Origin of the sequence: Frischella sp. Ac48 (assembly GCF_019641635.1) — a bacterium.
Classification (GTDB): domain Bacteria; phylum Pseudomonadota; class Gammaproteobacteria; order Enterobacterales; family Orbaceae; genus Frischella; species Frischella japonica.
In genome coordinates this window covers 674,400-697,745 of sequence record NZ_JAETXP010000009.1, presented here as the reverse complement: position 1 = coordinate 697,745, position 23,346 = coordinate 674,400, and the positions used below count along the sequence as shown (strand labels likewise).

The following is a 23,346-nucleotide window of genomic DNA, read 5'->3' as shown; positions in this document are numbered from 1 at the left end:
TCAGTGATAATTTTGAAATAATTACACAGTTATCAATGATTGATAATCGCCATAACATTCCGCTAAAATAATAGGTGGCACATTTTCAATATGCATAATTTTATCAATAAGTCCAATACGTTGTTTGAAGTACAAATGGTAAAGCTTTACGGTTTCGTTGGCTGTGCTCATCTGACGATAATAATTACTTATTGTAATACATGCTTGTATCGCTAGTTTTGGAAAACTTTTACTATAACCTTCAATTCGATCCCAATCAGTAATCGGCTGATATCCACGGCTATGCAGCCGATTTTTTAATGTCATCACAGCGATATTCTGTCCAAAATAATCAGCGATTTTATTCTCAACCTGATGGCTAATATTCGGTTTTGGATGTGCGAACTGGTTGAATAAAGGTTTGATTTTGTAATCTTCAAAGTGGATCAACCAGCTTGATATCGCATGTTCTGGCAAATGGATGCCATGGGCTAACTGCAATTGATGATTGGTGTTTAGCGTAATTTCTTGATCATCAATATTGATGAACGCACCCTCTTCCGTTGGTCGAAAAGCATGAATAAGTTGCCCATTTTGATCCATTTCCAGCCAGACCAAACGTTGAATTAATCGATTCATTATCGGATGTTGATATAAATAATGATGCCAATCTGTATACGACCACTGTTCTGTTATGCACATCATTGAATATAGACGTTGTGTTTGATTGTCAATTACTAACTTTAAAGCCTTCTTACTATTAGTCAGCAATTTTTTACACGCTTTAACGTATTCCTCATTATCATTTTTGTTTGCCGCTGGTAAAGATTTTATAGTTTTACCATCAACATTTTTGACAATTAATTGTAACGTTTCATCTAGTAATGCTTTGAAAATACGATCTCCATAATTAAGTATTATCTCCCCATTGCTATTCAAATTAGCCGTTGGTACCATTCGTTCTGATAGTTCTTGAACTGAACAAGCCCGATTATCTGCAATTTGTCCCAACAAATTTGCCGCTTTTTTACGGACAATATTTGAACTATATCCGGCTGAAATCGACAATAATAGTTGAATAATTTCAGGATGATAAATGGTAGCTAAAGCTTCCAAAATAGCACATATCTCTGACCTTCTGCTAGTGTACTGTTTAAGATAAGGGCGTACAATTTGCACCGCTTGATAGGCATCTATATATTTAATAAGTGCTAAAACTCCTTTTGCTTCTAGCACTGTACTTTGATATTCATCAGTCAAATCTGAAATTGTTTTAATATCTTGCTGTATAAACATTTGCAAAATAAATTGACCAATATTTTTTTGACTTTTAGCATCCAATAAACCTAAATAGAGATCAATTAATGCATTGCCCATTGGTTGCTTTAATTTAACCGCTGAAACGATCCACCAGTAAAGAATCTCTACTGCCACGCTGTCACCATTTTGCCAAAATAAATTAGGTAAAATGTTAGGATCTAACCACTCAATACTAATCGGTTTTTTGGCCAATAAACCTTTTTGTGCATCCTGCAATAAATATTCGTGTGATAGATAATAAGAAATATCTTGACCAAGCTGATTCAAAGCACTGAGAATTGTTGCCTGTACTAAGGCTTTTTTTTCAACCGCTAACACCTGATATAATCGTTCAACAGATGATGTTGCTCCTAACAATGCCAACCAATTGATAGCAATAATCCGTATTTCTTGTTTGCTAGCAATTAAGGCTTTTTCAACCTCAAGATGGATATTTTCAATTTTATTCAGAATTAGTTGAGCCTGCACACGTAAATTTTGATTTGTGCCTAATGCTAGCGCCAAAAGGTGAGAAATATATTTAGCTGGAACTTCAGGAAACAGGGAAACTATAGCGAGTGCATTGGCGACTTTGAAGCCTTTAGTATCATTGGTCAAACCCAATGCTTGATCAATAAATTGCAAATTTTCGGCAAAAAAAGGCCAAACCTTATTTTCTCTACCTACAATATAACGTTGAAGCATCGGCAAAGTAAAATAACTCAAAAAGGCATTCGCTATCCATGACACTACTTGATGATCACCCGTAATTTGACTAAGTATGGTTGCAACTTGTCTTAAATCAGCTTGACAAATAAGTAACTCATTTTCAAAGAGAGTAGCGAGGTGTTGGGTAATTAGCTCAGATCTTTCAAGATAATATGCCCGCAATAAGTGCCATAAATTGCATTCTGGTAAGTTTTGCAATGATTCTTGATACAAGGCAAGTAAGAGTAAATCATTATGATCAACGAAAATGCTTTGGTTTTTCCCTAAATCGATTTTCGGAATTATTGCCTGACCGTTTAGATAAGCAAATACTTGATCAAGATCACCGGGTTTAATCGCTTTTAATTTTTGATAACGCTGCTGTTGATGGGTACATTGACAGTGATACGTGCTATTAAGGGCAATTTCGTCTGCAACTTTTTGTTCTAAAATCGCTAATTGTTTATCCAAGTTGTCTTGCAAACACTGCCGAAAACTTAGTGGTAAGCAACCATCTAAGATGGGTTGATTTTTTGGCAGAATAATATTACATAATTGTTCTTTTTGATTATTCAAACTATTTCCCTTCTTTACAACATTATTAAAATGTCTATTAATAGTGATATTAGCAATCAAATTATCATATTTAAAATAATTAAACATTATCGCTATTTCATCAGCTGAAGTCGCTCATCTTGTCAGCGCTACATGTTTTGGATTCTAAGCTAAAATTATTTCGATAATTTGATTCACCCTACAGGATTGATATCATTAGTCAATCCTCTTTTTTAGTTACTTATTAACCATAGGAAATTGTGTTTCCCATTCATTTTCACTATATAAAATTGCACTAACAAATACGCGATATCTGTTTTATTCAACTAGGCTTTATATAAGATTGGGCTTTTAATTGTTTTTTCATTCGATAAATGTATTACATTGTTCAATAATACCACTATCAAATCCTCGTTTAAACCACGTATAACGTTGCTGGGATGATCCATGGGTAAAACTATCTGGCACTATATAGCCATTACTTTGACGTTGTAAACGATCATCACCAATGGCTTCGGCCGTTTTTAACGCCTGTTCGATATCACCAACTTCTAAAATATTTTTTTTCTGCATGGCATTTCCCCACAAACCCGCATAACAATCCGCCTGCAATTCTAATTTAACTGATAATTGATTTTTGCTAAATCTAGAATTTTGTTGTTGATGTTGAATTTGGTTAAATGTACCTAATAAATTTTGTACATGATGACCAATTTCATGTGCGATGACATAGCCTTGAGCAAAATCACCACCACCACCCAACCTCCGTTTCATCTCTTGATAAAATGAGATATCAAGATAAACCGTTTTGTCTACACTGCAATAAAAGGGCCCCATATAGGTTTGACCAGTACCGCAAGAAGTGCGCGTAGAACCAGTATAGAGTACTAATTTAGGCGGAATATAGGTTTTCCCTAAACGTTGAAATGCTTGACGCCAATAATCTTCGGTACTGGCCAAAATAACCGAGGTGAATTTTGCCGCATCAGGATCTTCATCATAATATGGCGTGGCGGTTTGTTGCGAATTATTTTGCTCAATGAGATCGGAATTCAGCAAGCCGGTTAAATCGACACCATAATAACCGGCGACCAGCACAATGATAAATAATATCAATCTACCTTTACCACCCATTGGAATGTTTATTCCTGTACTACTCCCTGATTGTGAACGACGATCTTCAATATTGTCGCTCTCTCTCTGGTCACGCCATCGCATATCGACTACCTCATCAGTTGTAATGAATTAATTTTAATAGATAATCAAATTTGTTACCAGATTTACTTAATCACTAAGTAAAATAATGTTGATTTATTTCAATTTTATAACGAGTTAGATCGATTTTTATGCTTTGATTATGTCGCTTAATTGATCCTCATTTAAAGGGTTTGGATCAGTAAATATTGTCATACTACAATACTAATAATCAACAACCAGATAATCTAAATTTCAATTTGTTATGCAGAGTATATTGATGACAAAATTCATAAATTTTATTCCGTCACCACAAGCTTAATGAATATAAATTTAGGATTAATTCCTAGTTAGAAACCATAACATATTGATTTTTATTTAACAGAAAAATAATATTGCTATTAATTAACATTAATACATTTTTTTAATTGCCTGATTTTAATCGTTATGGATATAATATGACGCCAAAGCATCAGTAACTATTATTAGCGCACTCCGCGCCAAAGTGACTGATGTGTATTGAGATTTTTCGCATGATTAATCACTCTTATAATAATAATTCAATAAACATTTCTTTTTTTCCATTCTTTGGAGTTCTCTCGTGACTACATATCCTTCAACGACAAAACGATCGTTATTAGATCGCTATTTTCATTTTCAGGAAAATAAAACTTCATTGAAAACCGAACTTATTGCCAGTTTTACCACTTTTATTACCATGGTTTACATTATTTTTGTGAATCCTAAAATACTTGGTGATGCAGCAATGGATTCGCAAGCGGTTTTTGTAACAACAGCTCTAATCACCGGCATCGCTTGTATGGCAATGGGGATTATCGCCAGATTACCTATCGCGCTAGCACCAGGCATGGGGATTAATGCCTATTTTGCTTATGTGCTGGTTGGTTCTATGGGACTAACTTGGCAAACTGCCATGACGCTGATCTTCATGGGTGCTACAGGATTATTTTTACTCTCGATATTTCGTCTACGTTATTGGATGATCGCCAATATTCCTTTTTCAATTCGTATAGGTGTGAGCAGTGGCTGTGGATTATTAATTACATTAATTGGTTTACATAATGCCCATATTATTATTGCCGATCCTGATACAATGGTGCGGTTAGGTGATCCAACCTCTGTTCCATTTATGTTAGGTTGTTTAAGCTTCCTTATTGTGGCTATTTTGGCCCAACGTGGTTGGAACTCTTCAATCTTAATTTCATTTGTACTGGTAACGTTAGTTGGTTGGGTAATTGATCCTGAAGTGGTTTATCATGGCATAATTAGCCTACCACCCGATATTTCCGGGGTTGTTGGTCAACTAGATTTTAATCATATTTTTGAAATTTCATTAGTCGGTATCATATTATCCGTAATGCTGATTAACTTGTTTGAATCTTCAGGTACATTTATAGCTGTAACAGATAAAGCAGGACTTGCTGACGAAAATGGCCGATACCCTAATCAACAACTTTCACTTTATATCGATAGTGCAAGCTCTGCTTTAGGTTCAGCAATGGGAACATCAGCTGTTACAGCTTATGTCGAAAGTGCTTCCGGCGTCGCTGTCGGTGGACGTACGGGTATGATGGCTTTGGGCGTTGGTATTTTGTTTTTATGTTCAGTTTTCTTATCTCCACTGGAAAAAATGGTCCCTCTTTATGCAACTACCGGAGCACTAATTTATATAGGCGTTTTAATGGCATCTGATTTAGCCCGAGTGAAATGGAATGATTTGACTGAAGCTGTACCTGCATTCGTTGCTATGATTATGATGCCATTTAGCTTTACCATTACCGAAGGTATTGCTACGGGATTTATTACTTTTGTGATTATGAAAGTTTGTTGCGGCAAATTTAAAGACTTAACCGTATGTTCAGTAATCATGGCTATACTATTTTTAGCTCGTTACATATTTCTTTAAAGCCTGCTTATTTATCAATAACATAATCAAGTTAATTAAAAAGAATAACGCATACAAGATAAACAAGGAATATAATTATGACTTCAATGTATAAAGAAGCAATTTGTGAAATGATTGATGCAGGATTAGCCAAGCTGCCTGCTGATTTAATTATTACTAATGGTCTATTAGTCAATGTAAACTCTAGTGAGATTTACCCCGCTGATGTAGCAATTTATAAATCACGTATTGTCGCAACCGGAGATGTAGTAAGTTATATCGGTGAAAACACCAAAACAATTGACGCTAAAGGTAAATATATTGTTCCAGGACTAATTGATGGTCATTTACATATTGAATGCAGTAAATTATCGATGACTAGCTTTGCTAAAGCAGTATTACCACACGGCACTACCAGCATTATTTCTGGTTTAGATCAATATATTGTCACTGCTGGCTTAGATGGCATTAGAGAAATTTTACACGAGATTGACGGTACGCCATTAAAGGTATTCTGGGGTCTACCATTCTTAACGCCATACACATTACCACAAAGTCATGTCGGTTTTAATGTTACAGCCAAAACCCATGCCGAAGTACAAAAATGGCCGGAAGTATTCGGGGTTTGGGAAACAGTCAGTGAATTTATTGAAAATCAACACAGCGATGTGATGAAAGCAATTGAATATGCTCGGTTACATCGTCTCCCTATTTACGGTTGTGCGCCAATGACCCGCGGAAATAAACTTAATGCTATTCTTTGTGCCGGTGTTCGATTAGATCACGAAAGTTATGATCATACCGAAATGATGGAAAAAATCCGTAAAGGAATGAATGTGTTAATTCGCGAATCATCAATTTCCCACTTTTTAGCTGAAAACATTAAGGTGATTACGCATCTCAACCCTAGATTAGCACGTCGCGTCAGTTTCTGTACCGATGATGTTATTGCTTCCGATATTGTGACCAATGGTCATATGGATAAATTAATTCGCATGGCAATTGCTAAAGGTGTCGATCCTTTAACTGCTATACAAATGGGATCCATCAATTCAGCTGAAGCTTATCGTATTGATCACTTAGTTGGTTCAGTTTCTCCTGGTCGTTTTGCTGATATTCTTTTAGTTTCTGATTTAGTTAAATTTGATATTGATACGGTTATTGCCAAAGGTCAGTTAGTTGTTGAAAATCAAGCAACAGTATTCAACTTTGTCCCACCAAAACGCAGTGCGGTGTTATTACAAAGTATGAAATTAAAACCTGTAACGGCCTCAGCACTTAAAGTAACTACTAATATTAAACAAACCAAGGTCAAGGCCTTATCGTTAGATGTTGATTTTAACATTCCGTTTGTTCGTCGTGCGCGTCAGGTGGAATTAAATGTGCAAGATGGCGTGGTGTTACCTGATATACAAAATGATGTACTCTATGTCACCGTTGTTGAACGCTTTGGTAAAACCGATGGTACTGCAAAAGTTGGTTTTTGCTCTGGCTGGAAACTAAAATCTGGTGCAATGGCAAGTTCTTGTGCCCCCGATGATAATAATGTTGTCTGTATTGGTACTAACTCTGAAGATATGGCATTAGCGATCAACCATTTAGCTGAACACGGTGGCGGCCAAGTGATTGTAAATCAAGGGAAAGTTATTGGTTTCTTACCATTACCAATTTGTGGCATTGTATCTGATCTCGATCCACATACAATGGCACAAGAAGAGGAAAAACTGTTATTACTTGCTCGTGAGTTAGGTTGTGACTTACCTGATCCATTATTTTATATGTGTTGTTTACAAATCACAGCAATTCCTGACTATGCCATTACAGATTTAGGTGTCATTGATTTTCATAAACAAGCGGTTATGGATCCGGTATTTAAGTGTGGCTGTAGCCACGGTAAATTACAAACGAAATGCCACGACTGATCGAGTATATGATTAAAAGTAGGCAAATCGTTCAATTAAATGAATAATGATTATCGCAAGCTACAGATGACTAATAAATGAGGTGTTTATGACAGATAAACAACAACTAAATGATTTAATTGACATGGCGGCTAACCGTCAAGTCGTTGATCTATTGATTACTAACTGTAAAGTGATTGATGTTTTTAATCAATTAATTGTAGACGGGCCACTTGCTATTGGTCATGGTAAAATTGTTGGTTATGGGTGTGACTATCAAGCCAAGCAAACAATAGATGCCCAAGGGGGTTATGTGATGCCGGGTTTAATTGATGGTCATGTCCATATCGAATCATCATCATTAATCCCCACACAATTTGCCCGTTGTATTTTACCTTTTGGCACCACTACGATAATTGCCGATCCCCATGAAATAGCAAATGTTTCTGGATTAGATGGTATACGCTATATGCTTGACGCTTCACGTAAAACACCGCTTAATGTACAAATTATGTTACCGTCTTGCGTGCCAGCTACTCCTTTTGAACAGGCGGGATGTGTGCTTGAAGCCGAAGATTTAGTGCAGTTAATCAATGAACCAGGCGTCAAAGGTTTAGGGGAAGTGATGGATTATCCCAGTGTAATTGATCATGAAGCAAAAATGATGAATAAACTTTGGATGGCTAAAGATCATGATCGCATCATTGATGGCCATAGTCCTGGGGTAACCGGTAAAGCACTTACTGCTTATGTTATGGCAGGCATTATGACCGATCATGAATGCAGCACCCAGAAAGAGATGTTAGAACGAATTCGGTTGGGTCAATATGTATTATTACGTGAAGGATCAACTTGTAAAGATTTACTTAACCTTATTCCAGCAATTACACCAGCAAATGCTCGTCGTTGTGTACTATGTACCGATGATCGTGAACCTGCCGATATCCTTACTACAGGACACATCAATAAAAGTTTACGCTTAGCGGTGAAACATGGACTTGATCCAGTATTAGCCATAACACTTGCCACCTTAAATGCAGCTGAATGTTACCGGCTAAAAGGTAAAGGTGCTATTGCGCCAAACTATGATGCCGATCTTCTGATTGTAAAAGATTTGCAATCCTTTGAACCGAAACATGTTTTTGTTGCTGGCCAAGAGATTGCTCGTGACGGTAAATTGTTGGTTCAATGGGATGATTATGTAGCGGATAATGTACTCAATACGGTTCGTTTGCCCACTTTAACCGAACAAAATTTTACATTGACTTTGACGAGTGAAAAAGTCAATGCGATTGGTGTTCAACCAGGTAGCGTACTAACATCACATTTACAACTTGATGTCAAAAAAGACGCTCATGACCATTTTGATTGTAAGCTCAATCCGGGATTGAATAAGTTAGCAGTGATTGAACGACATCATGCTACGGGTAATATGGGACTAGGAATTTTAGCAAATTACGGATTAAAAAATGGTGCTATTGCTGTCACAGTTGCCCATGATTCACATAATCTAGTCGTAGTGGGAGATAATGATGCTGATATGCTTGTTGCCGTAAAAGATGTTGAAGCGATGGGGGGCGGTTTCTCATTATGCCAAGACGGTAAAATTCTGGCGCATTTACCGTTACCTATTGCTGGTCTGATGTCTGATCAGCCGGCGCAACAGGTTGCTGATCAACTGCATCATATGATTGAGGTTGCTAAACATTCCTTTGGTATCAATCCTAAAGCCCATCCATTAATGACATTGGTGTTTATGACGTTACCCGTCATACCAGAATTAAAGCTCACCTCAAATGGACTATTTGATGTTAAAACTTATCAACCGATTGATTTATGCATATAATCAATCACCATGATTAAGTATGATAAATAATACTAAAGCAAGGTTATTGATTAATGTAAATTAAGAATAATAAACTGCCTATTAATCACTTAATCTCATAATTGTTATTATTTTATCTAATATTAAATTGCCGAATCTCTAGCGATTCGGCAATTTAATATTCATTCAAAGAATTGATATATACCTGTTTTAATTATAATCACAATCACTATAAAGAAAAGTAAAAAACCAACATTTGAAAAGCAAAAATTGAGTAGTATTTCATGTATTATCGGCACCGTTATCCAATAATTAATACAATAAACGAGCACTGACGAAGTAATTAATACTAAAATGAAAAATAAAAATAAAAAATTATCGTACCAACATAAACTGATGAAAAGAAAAACTATGGAGATGATATTAGCAATGATACATAACCCTGAAAAAATATTACTATCATAATAATTTATTAACGGCATCAATGAAAAAGTTATACTTGGTAATTGCGATATCAGCAATAATAGCCCGTCTTTTCTAGTTAATTTCCGCATTACAATTATCCTTTTTATTGTTATACGTTTTTCTACATTAATAATGTTTATCTATGACAATATTAAGATTTAATTTTGTTTATTGTAAAATATACTAATGCTATCCATAGTAAAACTGTTAACAGAATAACACTACCTAACTTTTTATAAAAAACACTTTATTATCATGAACAACATTGCTTAACTTAACAGATAATCCAAAACCAAATTCAGCACAGTCATTACCGCTAACAACAAAAAATATGAAGATAAATAAAAAATTTGCCAGACAATATCAGACGATAAAGATAATATAAATACAACTACTAAAACTATATTATGTATGATAAACAAAGAAAAAATAGCTATATTATATTATTAGCGATAATGAAAACTCTATATTTTTAAGAAACCATCATTACTACTTTATCGTTAACTTGCTTATGTTCAATATCAATTATTTGAATAAAATTGCAATACATTAATTATGCTCATTTAATCTTTGATTATTTATTAAAGCAGACAGAGCTGAATAAGTATGAGTTATTAAGTTATTCTTTCTAATCGATGTTTTTTAGTATAGATAATTTTAGATTCAACGATAAGTTATACAATAACATTTAGATTAAATAACATATGAAACCCTTATACCTATCTGGTAAAGGGTTAATCGATTTATTGCTGAAGGGTTTTGCCAATTTTAAGAGTATAAGCAATGTTCATCGCTGTACTATATAAGTTAGCACGGGCCGTTTGAGGATCTAATGCTTCAGATAAAGAAGAAATATTAGTTAGAATACTAAACATAGCTGTTACACCATACGGATAAACCGCTTCAGCTTTATCACCTAAACTTCCTACAATCGCAATGACTGGTTTTTGATATTGTTTTGCAATATGTGCCACTCCGACGGGCACTTTACCATTAACACTTTGATAATCCAATCGTCCCTCACCAGTGATAACAATATCAGCCTCACGCACTAAAGTATCTAAATTAAGTAATTCGGTTATAATTTTTATACCTGGTCTTAATTTAGCATTCATAAATGCTAATAATGCAGCGCCCATCCCTCCTGCTGCACCGGTTCCAGGCGTATATTCAATGTCCATATTAAAATACTGTTTGATAAGGTTAGCAAAATGTTTTAGATTAGCATCTAATAATTTTACATCGTCTGGTGTTGCACCTTTTTGTGGTCCAAAAATGGCTGATGCACCATTCGTGCCTGTAAGTGGGTTTGTTACGTCACAAGCTACTTCAAATTCACATTGCTGAATTCGAGAATCCATTTGGCTAATATCAATTTTAGCCAATTCACCTAGAGAACGCCCACCATAACCAATCTGGTTGCCAGCTTTGTCTAATAGTTTCACACCCAGCGCCTGTAACATTCCAGCACCACCATCATTGGTAGCACTGCCACCAATGCCAATAATAAATTTTTTACAACCTCGATCAAGCGCATCTTTGATTAATTCGCCGGTACCGTATGAGGTGGTAATTTTGGCATCTCTTTTATCTAAGGGAACACGTTCCAGCCCACTGGCGGCTGCCATTTCGATTACAGCTGTTTGACCATCCCCAGATATACCATAGAAAGCCTGTCCTCTCTCCCCTAATGGATCAGTAATAGAAACTGTAACTTTATGCCCATTTAATGCATCGACCATCGCATTAACAGTACCTTCCCCACCATCGGCTACCGGTAACAAAGCATATTCTGAATCAGGGTAAACTTGTGAAAATCCTGCTTTTATCATTTCAGCAACTTCAATAGCACTTAGACTTTCTTTAAAAGAATCAGGAGCAATGACAATTTTCATACATATCCTTACAGAACGAATTAAATTATTGAGTATGTTGCCATACTCAATATGCATATTAATTATTTTATTTCTATTTTTGCTAATGTTTCATAGTAGCGAGCTAAGGCACTATGATCACAACCACCCATACCATCTGTTTTTAGTGCCTGCATCATTTCCATTACTATTGCCGTCAATGGTAATGAGGTTCCAACACCGTGGGATGTATCTAAGGCATTTTGTAAATCTTTAATATGTAAATCGATTTTGAAGCCTGGTTTAAAATTGCGATTCAATACCATTGGAGCTTTAGCATCTAAAACAGTACTACCTGCAAGTCCACCGCGGATTGCCTGATAAACTAATTCTGGATTGACCCCAGCTTTGGTTGCCAGAACAAGCGCTTCAGACATTGCTGCTATGTTAAGAGCTACAATCACTTGATTCGCCAATTTTGTGACATTACCCGCCCCAATATCACCGGTATAGACAACAGAACCAGCCATAGCTTTCATTAAATCGTAATGTTTATCAAATATGGCTTTGTCACCACCTACCATTACAGATAATGTGCCATCAATTGCTTTTGGCTCACCACCGCTAACCGGTGCATCTAACATATATAGCCCTTTTTTAACCACTTCATCATGAATTTCACGACTAGCTAACGGGGCGATAGAGCTCATATCAATAATGGTTGTGCCCAATTTTGCGCCTTCAACGACACCATTTTCACCCAACACCACTTCTTTTACATGCGGAGAATTTGGTAGCATTGTTATAATCACATCACAAAGTTTAGCAACTTCTTTTGCATTAGCTGCACTTTGTGCACCTGCTGCGACAACTTCATCCACTGCCATTTGGTTTTTATCACAAACGACTAGTGAGTAGCCAGATTTTAGCAGGTTTTTGCTCATCGGTTTACCCATAATACCTAAACCAATAAAACCAATTTTCATTTTACTCTCCTTTTTTATGATTAAAATACTCTTAGTTATTTTAAATATTTATCTGCTAATGCTTGAGTTGCATATCTTAACAAGCCCAAATCATTACCAACTGCAACAAATGTTGCTCCCATTGCCATATATTGACGCGCATCAGCTTCAACCGGAGCCAAAATACCGCACGCTTTGCCCTGCTGGTTAGCAACAGCAAAAATATGTCTTATGGCGGCTTGAACATCAGGATGTTTTGGATTGCCAAAATGACCTAATGATGCCGATAGATCACTTGGACCAACAAAAATACCATCGACACCGTCAACAGCAGTGATTGCTTCAACATTATCTACCGCTTGCTGTGTTTCAATTTGTACCATGACACAGATATTATGATTAATATTTTCAAAGTAATCGCTGATTGCACCAAATGCATTACTACGATGTGCAACCGAAACACCTCTAACACCCATTGGTGGATATCGAGTGAAAGATACTGCCTGCTTTGCTTGTTCAACAGTTTCAACATAAGGGATCAAAAAGTTATAAAAACCTATATCTAATAATCGTTTGATTTGTACTTGATCATTCCATGATGGACGGACGACTGGCGCACTGACACTGTCTTTTAATGCCATCAATTGCGGCACAAATGACATTACATCATTAATTGCATGTTCACCGTCGAGTAATAACCAATCGAAACCGGCTAAACCAAGTATTTCCGTTGAGATTGGATTACCTAATGCCGCCCAACAACCGATAAGTGTTTTTCGTGCCAACATATCTTGCTTAAATTGATTATGACATGTTACTTTCTTCATAATTTACCTTTATAATGTGTATTCATACAGTTTCGAACTTCATTTTAGACTATCTCACTAAACACGGTTTCTTGTTGTCAAATTTCCAGTTAGGAATTAAGTATTGCATAGCCATGGCATCATTACGATTACCCAGTCCCATACTTTTAAAAAGTTCATGAGCTTTCATAACTTGCTCCATATCAATTTCAATACCTAAACCTGGTTTTTCAGGTACTTTAATTTTGCCATTAACAATTTGTAATGGTTCTTTGGTTAATCTTTGATTACCTTCTTGCCAAATCCAATGGGTATCAAGAGCAGTTGGGTTACCCGGCGCAGCAGCACCAACTTGGGTAAACATGGCTAAAGAGATATCAAAATGATTATTGGAATGTGAGCCCCAAGTTAATCCAAATTCATGACACAACTGCGCAACTCTTACAGAACCATTCATCGTCCAGAAATGAGGATCTGCTAATGGGATATCAACGGATTGCAATGATAAAGTATGTGCCATTTGACGCCAATCTGTCGCGATCATATTGGTTGCGGTAGGTAAGCCGGTGGCTCTCCGGAATTCAGCCATAATTTCTCGGCCAGAATAGCCTTGTTCTGCACCGCACGGATCTTCCGCATAAGTCAAAGTGTGTTTTAAGTATTTACCTATACGAATAGCTTCATCTAATAACCAACCGCCATTTGGATCAAGGGTCACACGCGCATCAGGGAATTTTTTCTTTATAGCAATCACCGCTTCAGCTTCTTGTTCAGCAGTTAAAACACCACCTTTTAATTTAAAATCTCTAAATCCATATTTTTCATAGGTTGCTTCAGCTAATCGAGCGATTTTTTCCGGTGTTAGTGCTTCTTCGTGACGTAATCGATACCAATCACATTGTTCATTAGGTTGACTTTGATAAGGTAAATCGGTTTTATTGCGGTCCCCTACATAAAATAGATAACCAAGCATTTCTACCTCATCTCGCTGTTGACCATCCCCCAATAATGATGCAACAGTAACACCAAGATGTTTACCTAATAAATCCAGCATTGCCGCTTCAATAGCTGTCACTACATGAATAGTGGATCGTTGGTCAAATGTTTGATTACCGCGTCCCCCCACATCTCGATCAGCAAATTGGTTACGGACTTGATTCATAACCTTTTTGTATTGTGCAATGGATTGACCAATAACTAATGGTTTTGCATCTTGCAGTGTTTGCGTGACAGAACCTACACAAGGTACTTCACCTACTCCGGTATTTCCTGAATTATCTTTAAGAATAACGATATTACGTGTAAAGTAAGGGGCATGGGCGCCACTTAAATTTAATAGCATGCTATCATAACCAGCAACAGGATAGACATGCATTTCTGTGACAATAGGTGTTGTAGAACTCATAATACTTCCCTCTTAATTTTATTTTTTTAATCTGTGTTAACGAATCATACAAGGTCGTTTACGATCAAACTGCCAACCGGGAATCAAATATTGCATTGCTATACCATCATTTCGCGCACTATTAGGTAATTTCTTATAGAGTTCGTGTGCTTTTTTTACTTGTTGTATATCTAATTCAATTCCCAAACCTGGTTTATCAGGTAATTTGATTTTGCCATTAACGATTTTTAATGGTTCTTTAGTTAAACGCTCCTTGCCTTCTTGCCAAATCCAGTGTGTATCTAATGCGGTTGGATTACCTGGTGCTGATGCGCCAACATGGCTAAACATAGCTAACGAAATATCAAAATGATTGTTTGAATGGCAGCCCCATGTTAATCCCCATTCATCACAAAGTTGAGCAACACGACTAGCGCCAGTTAATGTCCAAAAATGAGGATCTGCTAGTGGGATATCAACTGCTTGTAACATAATTGAATGACACATTTCGCGCCAATTAGTGGCGACCATATTGGTTGCCGTTGGTAATCCTGTAGCTCTACGAAATTCAGCCATAACTTCACGTCCTGAATAGCCTTGTTCAGCCCCACAGGGATCTTCTGCATACGTTAATACGTGATTGAGTCCCTTACATAATTTAATGGCATCATCTAGTAACCAACCACCATTTGGATCTAACGTAATTCTGGCATCAGGGAAACGTTTTTTAAGCTCAATAACCGTTTTAATTTCCTGCTCCCCTTCTAATACGCCCCCTTTCATTTTGAAATCTTTAAATCCATAACGATCTTTGGCTACTTCAGCTAACTCTACTACTGATTCCACTGTCATGGCTTGACGGCGACGAATGTTATACCATTCATGCCCTTGTTGTTGCGGTTGATCATAATTAAGATCGGTTTTTTTATCATCGCCGATATAAAAAAGATAGCCTAATACGGTCACTTCATCACGTTGTTTACCCGCTCCAAGCAATTCGGCGACTGGAACATTTAAAAATTGTCCCATCAAATCTAATAATGCAGATTCCAAGGCCGCAACCGCATTGACGCGTAATTCAAAAGTCCATGCACCTTTACCGAAGGTGTCATAATCTGCATCTAGGTAACCTTGATGCATATCATTAACAATACGGTTAAGTATTGAAATAGGTCTACCTTCAACATGTGGTATCGCTTCTTTTAACGCATTTTCAATGGTTGCCCCGCCAGGCGCTTCCCCAACACCAATATGACCCGCATTATCGGTTAAAATAACAATATTTCGTGTAAAGTAAGGACCATGGGCACCGCCAATATTCATTAGCATACTGTCATGACCAGCAACCGGAATTACTTGCATCGACTTAATTATCGGAACTGACTGTGTATTCATAAGATGGTACTCCTATATATTAAATAAAGATTAATTTTTTATTATTTCTTTAATTCCATACGTTTAATTGGACCAACAATAATAAGGTAACTAAATGCTGCCACCAAAGCATGACCGGCAACAAAAACTAATGCCCATTCAAAACGCTCAGTCCAAGCTACGATATAACCAATAATAATAGGAGAAATGATACTTGAGGCATTACCAAACATGTTGAATAATCCACCGGCTAGACCGCTCATCTCTTTTGGTGCTGTGTCTGCCATTACAGCCCAGCCTAATGCCCCCACGCCCTTACCGAAGAAAGCCATAGACATAAATAAAATGACCAATGCAATTGAATCAACATAATTACATAGAATCATAGTCATCGAAAATAACATACCCAGAATAATCGGTGTTTTACGGGCAATAGAGAGAGAACCCGTTTTTCGCATTAGAAAATCGGAAAAAATCCCACCACTGATTCCACCAACAAATCCACAAATTGCTGGAATAGCTGCGGCAAAACCAACTTCTTTAATATTCATACCTCGTTCGGTGTTAAGATAAATAGGGAACCATGTGATAAAGAAAAATGTTAAACAGTTAATGCAATATTGTCCTAAATAGACTCCAAGTAACATTCGGTTAGTTAGAAGTTGCATTAGGTAAGTTAATTTTGGTCCACTTTGTTTACCATCAGATTTTTTTTGATCCATATCAACCAGTGCACCGCCTTCTACAATGTAATCAACTTCAGCTTGATTAGCTAAAGGATGATCTTTAGGGTTACGAATTGCAATTATCGTAACAAGACTAATAAATATACCTAATCCACCCATAAAGAAGAACACAGATTGCCAACCATATTCGTGTGTTAACCATCCCATTATTGGCGCAAAGATTACCGTTGCAAAATATTGAGCGGAGTTAAAAATTGCTACCGCTGTTGCCCGTTCTTTTGACGGAAACCAAGCAGCAGTAATTCGACTATTACCAGGAAAAGAAGGCGCTTCGGCTAACCCCATTAAAAAACGGAATGTAAAGAGCATAATTAGCGCCCATGCACCAATAAAAAAATGTACTGTTCCTTGTAATAGAGTAAATATAGACCAAAATAAAATGCTACAAAAATAGACACGTTTCGAACCGAATCGATCTAATAACCAACCACCAGGTAATTGCCCAATTACATAAGCAATGCCAAATGATGACATGACCCATCCCATGGCGGCAGCATCGAACCCTAGTTCACCTGACATTGCTTTTCCTGCAATCCCTAAGGTCGCTCTATCACCATAGTTAATGGCCGTTACAATAAAGAGAAAAACGACCGTTAACCATCTGGCATTGGTCTTCTTTGGGCTATGAGTTGTATTTTTTATTTCCATTTTTAGCTCCTAAACTGATTATAAACAGTTGATCTTGATTTTTTATAGATGGCTGGGTAGAAAATAAAGAGATATCAAATATGTCTATGTAATCCACTAATGGGGAATAAGTATGGAGAGTTATGCTAAAAATTTCATCGGTAAAAAACCAAAACAAACGATAAAATAGCAGTTATTTATATGCAAATGCACAATTAAATGTTATGTTCTTCACAAAAATTTAGATAACTGCATCAATTTTGTGATACAATCCACCATTTTATGTTCAACTTCATAAATTTATAGCCTATTTTAAAATTAAAATTGGAACTTTTCACAATGCTATTTATTTTATTCACATTTAATATATAGCTAATCTATCAGTAATACTTATCATAATGAAACTGATCAAAAATTAATTAAAAGCTATAGTATGTAATGGGAGTTATACAATGGAAAGCCATACCAGTAAGCCGCTATACATAAAAATAAAAGATATTGATAACGTGGCGATTGTTGTCAATGACAACGGATTACCGAAAGGTACTGTTTTTTCTGATGGATTGAAGTTAATAGAACACATACCTCAAGGTCATAAAGTTGCGTTAAATAATATTGATCAAGGTAATGCCATTATTCGATATGGTGAAATCATTGGTTATGCTAAAGTAAATATTAAAAAAGGCAGTTGGATTAATGAAAGCGTGACAGAAATGCCAAATGCTCCAGAGTTAAACGAATTACCAATCGCAACCAAGAAAGTTCAAGAACTTCCGCCATTAGATGGTTATACATTCGAAGGCTATCGCAATGCAGACGGTTCAGTAGGTACACGTAATATATTGGGCATCACAATGAGCGTTAACTGTGTTTCTGGTGTTGTTGAATATGTGGCAAAAATTATCGAACAGGATTTACTTCCTAAATATCCAAATGTTGATGGAGTTGTAGCTTTAACCCATCTTTATGGCTGTGGTGTAGCAATTGATGCTCCAGCGGCGATAGTACCAATACGGTCGATTCACAATCTAGCCAAAAACCCTAATTTTGGTGGAGAAATTATGGTGGTGAGTTTAGGTTGTGAAAAACTCCAACCAGAGAGATTACTGAAAGGTACTCAAGATACAATTCCGATTAAATTATTGGAGGATGATTTAGTCACATTACAAGATGAACACGGCTTTAAAGCAATGGTTGATCATATCTTAAATGTTGCAGAAAAACATCTACAACGTCTTAATCAACGTAAAAGAGAAACAGTACCAGCTTCGGAATTGGTCATCGGCATGCAATGTGGTGGTAGTGATGCCTTTTCCGGAGTAACATCTAATCCTTCAGTTGGATTTGCATCTGATTTATTAGTTAGATGTGGTGCGACAGTGATGTTTTCCGAAGTAACTGAAGTTCGTGATGGTATTCATTTACTCACGCCAAGAGCAGCTAATGAAGAAGTAGGTAAGGCACTTATTCGTGAGATGCAATGGTATGACGATTACCTCGCTGCGGGTAAAGTTGATCGTAGTGCGAACACGACGCCAGGAAATAAAAAAGGTGGTCTAAATAACATCGTCGAAAAAGCAATGGGTTCAATTGCCAAATCAGGTACGAGTTCTATCGTTGAAGTATTATCGCCTGGACAACGTCCAACTAAAAAAGGGTTAATTTTTGCTGCAACGCCAGCCAGCGATTTTGTTTGTGGCGCTCAGCAAGTGGCCTCAGGAATAACCCTACAAGTTTTTACCACTGGACGCGGAACACCATATGGTCTAGCAATGGTCCCTGTCATTAAAATGTCTAGTCGTAATATTGTTGCTGAACAATGGTTTGATTTAATTGACATTAGTGCCGGTGATATTGCTTTAGGTAAAGCAACGATTGAAGATATTGGATGGCGACTATTTCATTTAATTCTAGACGTAGCAAGTGGACGCAAAAAACCATGGTCGGATCATTGGAGATTATATAATCCATTAGCTATTTTCAATCCAGCACCAATCACCTAATATCAATAATATTTTTATAATAAGTAGGCAATAAAACTCTATCATAACATTGTTCTTATTGGGATGTATAAGGACAATGTTATTAACTATTAGGCATTTCGATCCAATTGTAAGCCAATATATAACAGCAATCTGTCGTCAAATTTGGCCAAATTTAACCCTGTCAATTTAGCAATTTTATTTAGTCGATACTCTAAAGTATTTCGATGAATAAACAGCTCATTAGCCGTCTCACCACTTTGCACATTATTGTTAAACCAAATCTGTAAGGTATGTTGCAAGACACCATTATTATCACCCATCTTTAATTTTTTAAGTGGTAATAATAACTCTTCAGCTTGCCAGTCATAACTTAAACCATGTAACAAAACCGGTAATATTAACTCTTGATAATGATAATTACGGATATCCGGCATACGCTGTTTACCAATAAGCATGGTCGTTTTGGCTGTTTGGTAAGATTTTACAAGTGGATAGGGATGTTGATCAAAATAATTGCCTAAAGAAATGCGGATGTCTAATTGGGTTCTATTTTTTATAATAGTGATTAAATTAGCTAGCTTTTTCTTATGTTCTTCTAATTCCCATCTACCATAACGGTTAAGTGCCGGAATTAAAATGACCAATTCTGTAATCGATTTTATTGCAACTAAATAATGTTTGTTAGTTAACTGCACTTGCGTTTGTAAATTCTGTAATTCGCTCATTGCTGTGCCAATCCCAAGCTGTCCACTATCGACTTCAATAATTACAACAACGCGAGGTAATTCAAGATCAATATCTAACCGTTTTACCCACTGAACCATACTATCAGGTAAAACCTCTTTTTCAATCAACGTGATAATTAATTCTTCTTTTAGGCGATTATCATAGGATAGTTCTTGAAGTAATTGCGTTTGCTCCATCATCATTTCAGCTGACATACAAACTAATTCACCAAATTGTCTAATATCAGATGGTTCGCCCGTTAATCCAATCACGCCAACAATTTGATCGTTAAGTTTTAGAGGTAAGTTAATCCCCGGTTTAACCCCTTGTAAACGTTTTGCCATGGCAGTATCAATAGAAACAATGCGTTTTTGAGATATGGCTAACATCGCTCCTTCATGTAATTCTCCAATACGCTCTAAATCACCACTGCCGATAATACAACCATGCGCATCCATCACATTGATATTACAATCAATAATTTTCATGGTTCTTTTTACAATTTGCTGTGCAATCTTAGGAGTAAGACTATAAGGACTCATTATCATATTTTGAATTTGCCGGAATGAAAATAGTTAACATAGCATATTTATTTTTTAATAATAGGCAACTATTTCATAATATTTTTCGGACACAATTTATTATGATGGATAGACATTTTGAACGAGTAAAGCTTAGACAGCCAAGTATGTTAAAAATAAACTAGATATCATTTATCCCATTAAATAATAAATGATATCTACTTACAAAAACATCAATGTTACTCTATTTAAGTATACCAAGCTGTTTAGCTTTATTTAGCCAGTCATTAAATTCGACCAGCAATTTATCATATAGCTCTTCGTCTGATAGAGCGCGGAAATTATCGATTGGAAAGAAATCAGTATTATCCACGATACGATCGGTAAAATCATCAAAATCTTCAAGAATACCATAACTCCGCCCACCTAAACCAACAAACTTCCAGAAAATAGGATAATGAGCGGATTTTTGAAGGATTTGTTTTATTTGCCTATTTTTAGAAATACCACCATCAGTAATAAATACAATAAATGCTGGCTCTTTACTCGATTTGAAAGTATCAAGAACCTCATTCATTACAGGCGGTTCGTTATTAACCCCACCTAATCCAGGTAATATTCCGGTGAAAGAACCCCTTAAACCTTTTTTTCTATCTTCAGTTTGAATTCGTTCAATATAACCATCAACATTGTCGAGTGTCACATCATGATATTTTTTATGTCTTTCGGCAAATCCCCATAAATCCATTGCGCCATCATCATCAAATTGAGCAGCCAGCACTGCTATGCGATTGAGAACTTGTTGAACATTACCTTTTTTAAATTCACTATGCATAGATCCCGATGCATCTAATACAAAAGCAACTCTTGCTTTCACATGAGTTAATTGATGTTTTTCGAGGCTGATGGTGATTGGTTTGATTAATGAAACCAAATGTGGCGCTTTTTTCTCTAGTTTTTTAGCGAGATCAACAGGTGACGTTTGTTCTAATTTTGGTATTGGAGTAGTTTGATTTGCCTTACTTTGGCTATTAACATCAGACGGTTCATCTATGATCTCTACACCATATTGCTCCGCTAATGGACGCAAACCACCATTAAAACCTTGCCCTAAGGCGCGAAACTTCCATGCCCCATTATGCATATAGCATTGACCAAGAATAAGTGCTTTCTCTGTTCGATTATCTAATAATACCTCAAAAATGTACTGATTTGCGATAGTCAGCGTGAGTTGTTGCAGATTGGCTAATGTATCTTTACCATCAATAACGAGAGTAAAAGCAACCTTTTTAGTTGTATTATCAAGTAGATTCAAATTAACCTCAATCGAGGCTCCATTCATTTGATTCTTTAAACGAATACTACCATTTTTGGAATCAAGTTGATTATAAAAGATAAAATCTTCATCATTACGGACTTTATCATTTTGATCAAGCAAAAAAACTGCTGCATCGATACTACTTTGTTGCCATTGATTACTCGTTTTATAATCGACAGTAAGCGTAAATTGCTGGCTCTGCAATAAAGTATTTTGACCTGAGATAAGTTGTTGCATTTATTTATTCCTTTTATTGTATTGCTAAAGTCACTGACTTGTAACCTCAAATGGCTATAATATCAAGCTATTTACTTTTAATTATATTTAATAGGTTAATCATAAATCTCAAAATGATAACAACAAGGTGTAAACTTTTTTATTTAAAAAAAATTGAATTATTTTGTAATATTGATAAAAAGATTAAAACACATTTTTGTTAAATTCAGTTTAAATCGATATGACAAGTGTCTGTTTAATAATCGATGCTATAGGTTTATTATTTGCAACTAACTATATATAACTTATTTGCGACCATTGTTAATTGCATTTATTAAAATGCTCCTAATACAAACTGTTGGTAATTTTATCATTGAACTGCTCTTCTCAGTTTATTTACTTTGACTATTTTAATATTATTTAAAATAATCAGGTTAATGTTATTAATCAGATAAATTGAAAAATGCAACTAACATTTATTTAAAATGTATCATATAGTACAATAATTACGATTGTTAGATAACTTAAAATAAAAAACACTCAATTACCTATGAAACAATGGTCACTTGTCAGTTTAAAAACAATCCTATTGATTTTAATTATTGTTCCAAGCTTTTTAGTGGCAGGAATGATTGATTTTTCAACGAAAGATTGGTCCTTTTGGGATTTATCAGAGCATATTTCGTTTATTATAATTTGTTTTGTTCTGACATTTATAGCGACAAATGTTGATTTTATGCTATTTCGTGATGAATCTTATGGAACTCCTTTTCTGTTAAACTCAGTAATATATGGCTTGATTATTTCATTTATAGCAATTCTATCACCCCCCATGGCATATTTTATTCGCATTTTTGCTATATATAATTTAATTGTTTTAATCTTTTTTTTCATTAGACCTTTAGGTATTTTATCTATCTTATTTAATTAATCCTCAAATTAAATACCACTACTTACCATAAATATTAAAATCTATTTAATTCAACAATTAGC

General features: G+C 35.8%; 15 protein-coding genes. 5 read left to right on the top strand and 10 right to left on the bottom strand.

Features of this window, described 5'->3' with window-relative positions; all coding sequences use genetic code 11:
* Positions 1–21: 21 nt before the first annotated feature.
* Both JMI89_RS07820 and JMI89_RS07815 read right to left on the bottom strand, forming a co-directional pair.
* Positions 22–2,562: a DUF4132 domain-containing protein gene (locus JMI89_RS07820; protein WP_220679742.1), complete on the bottom strand. Its 2,541-nt coding sequence runs from the start codon at positions 2,560–2,562 to the stop codon at positions 22–24.
* Positions 2,563–2,904: 342 nt separating this feature from the next.
* Positions 2,905–3,759 carry a neutral zinc metallopeptidase gene (locus tag JMI89_RS07815; RefSeq protein ID WP_187755062.1) on the bottom strand — a complete coding sequence of 285 codons (855 nt, stop codon included), beginning with the start codon at positions 3,757–3,759 and terminating at the stop codon, positions 2,905–2,907.
* Positions 3,760–4,336: 577 nt separating this feature from the next.
* On the opposite strand from JMI89_RS07815, the gene JMI89_RS07810 reads away from it, so the two are divergent.
* The 3 genes from JMI89_RS07810 (at position 4,337) to ade (ending at position 9,388) form a co-directional block, all read left to right on the top strand.
* Positions 4,337–5,662 (top strand): NCS2 family permease, encoded by a 1,326-nt coding sequence (locus JMI89_RS07810; RefSeq protein WP_220679741.1) that lies wholly within the window; start codon positions 4,337–4,339, stop codon positions 5,660–5,662.
* A gap of 86 nt (positions 5,663–5,748) precedes the next feature.
* Positions 5,749–7,563, top strand: coding sequence for an adenine deaminase (locus JMI89_RS07805; protein ID WP_370633732.1), 1,815 nt, complete (start codon positions 5,749–5,751; stop codon positions 7,561–7,563).
* Positions 7,564–7,651: 88 nt separating this feature from the next.
* Positions 7,652–9,388, top strand: a complete 1,737-nt coding sequence (gene ade, locus JMI89_RS07800) for an adenine deaminase (protein WP_187755060.1) — start codon at positions 7,652–7,654, stop codon at positions 9,386–9,388.
* 1,187 nt (positions 9,389–10,575) lie between these two features.
* Here the strand turns inward: ade and JMI89_RS07795 are convergent.
* The 6 genes from JMI89_RS07795 to JMI89_RS07770 form a co-directional block, all read right to left on the bottom strand.
* A complete protein-coding gene (locus JMI89_RS07795; RefSeq protein WP_220679739.1) occupies positions 10,576–11,727 on the bottom strand; it encodes a glycerate kinase in 1,152 nt (383 codons plus the stop codon).
* Positions 11,728–11,789: 62 nt separating this feature from the next.
* Positions 11,790–12,671, bottom strand: coding sequence for a 2-hydroxy-3-oxopropionate reductase (garR, locus tag JMI89_RS07790; RefSeq protein WP_187755058.1), 882 nt, complete (start codon positions 12,669–12,671; stop codon positions 11,790–11,792).
* A gap of 35 nt (positions 12,672–12,706) precedes the next feature.
* Positions 12,707–13,477: a 2-dehydro-3-deoxyglucarate aldolase gene (gene garL, locus JMI89_RS07785; RefSeq protein ID WP_187755057.1), complete on the bottom strand. Its 771-nt coding sequence runs from the start codon at positions 13,475–13,477 to the stop codon at positions 12,707–12,709.
* 49 nt (positions 13,478–13,526) lie between these two features.
* Positions 13,527–14,861, bottom strand: coding sequence for a glucarate dehydratase (gudD, locus tag JMI89_RS07780; RefSeq protein WP_187755056.1), 1,335 nt, complete (start codon positions 14,859–14,861; stop codon positions 13,527–13,529).
* A gap of 36 nt (positions 14,862–14,897) precedes the next feature.
* Positions 14,898–16,235 carry a glucarate dehydratase family protein gene (locus tag JMI89_RS07775; protein ID WP_220679738.1) on the bottom strand — a complete coding sequence of 446 codons (1,338 nt, stop codon included), beginning with the start codon at positions 16,233–16,235 and terminating at the stop codon, positions 14,898–14,900.
* Between the two features lie 41 nt (positions 16,236–16,276).
* The gene (locus JMI89_RS07770; RefSeq protein ID WP_187755054.1) at positions 16,277–17,608 is read right to left on the bottom strand and encodes an MFS transporter; all 1,332 of its coding nucleotides are present in this window, start codon (positions 17,606–17,608) and stop codon (positions 16,277–16,279) included.
* Positions 17,609–18,039: 431 nt separating this feature from the next.
* Between JMI89_RS07770 and garD the strand changes: the two genes are divergently transcribed.
* Positions 18,040–19,590 (top strand): galactarate dehydratase, encoded by a 1,551-nt coding sequence (gene garD / locus JMI89_RS07765; protein ID WP_187755053.1) that lies wholly within the window; start codon positions 18,040–18,042, stop codon positions 19,588–19,590.
* Positions 19,591–19,679: 89 nt separating this feature from the next.
* Here garD and JMI89_RS07760 read toward each other — a convergent pair whose 3' ends face one another.
* Positions 19,680–20,840, bottom strand: coding sequence for a sugar diacid recognition domain-containing protein (locus JMI89_RS07760; protein ID WP_187755098.1), 1,161 nt, complete (start codon positions 20,838–20,840; stop codon positions 19,680–19,682).
* Positions 20,841–21,063: 223 nt separating this feature from the next.
* Complete coding sequence (locus tag JMI89_RS07755) at positions 21,064–22,374, bottom strand: VWA domain-containing protein (RefSeq protein ID WP_220679737.1); 1,311 nt, start codon at positions 22,372–22,374, stop codon at positions 21,064–21,066.
* 529 nt (positions 22,375–22,903) lie between these two features.
* Between JMI89_RS07755 and JMI89_RS07750 the strand changes: the two genes are divergently transcribed.
* Positions 22,904–23,284, top strand: a complete 381-nt coding sequence (locus JMI89_RS07750; RefSeq protein WP_220679736.1) for a hypothetical protein — start codon at positions 22,904–22,906, stop codon at positions 23,282–23,284.
* Positions 23,285–23,346 lie beyond the last annotated feature (62 nt).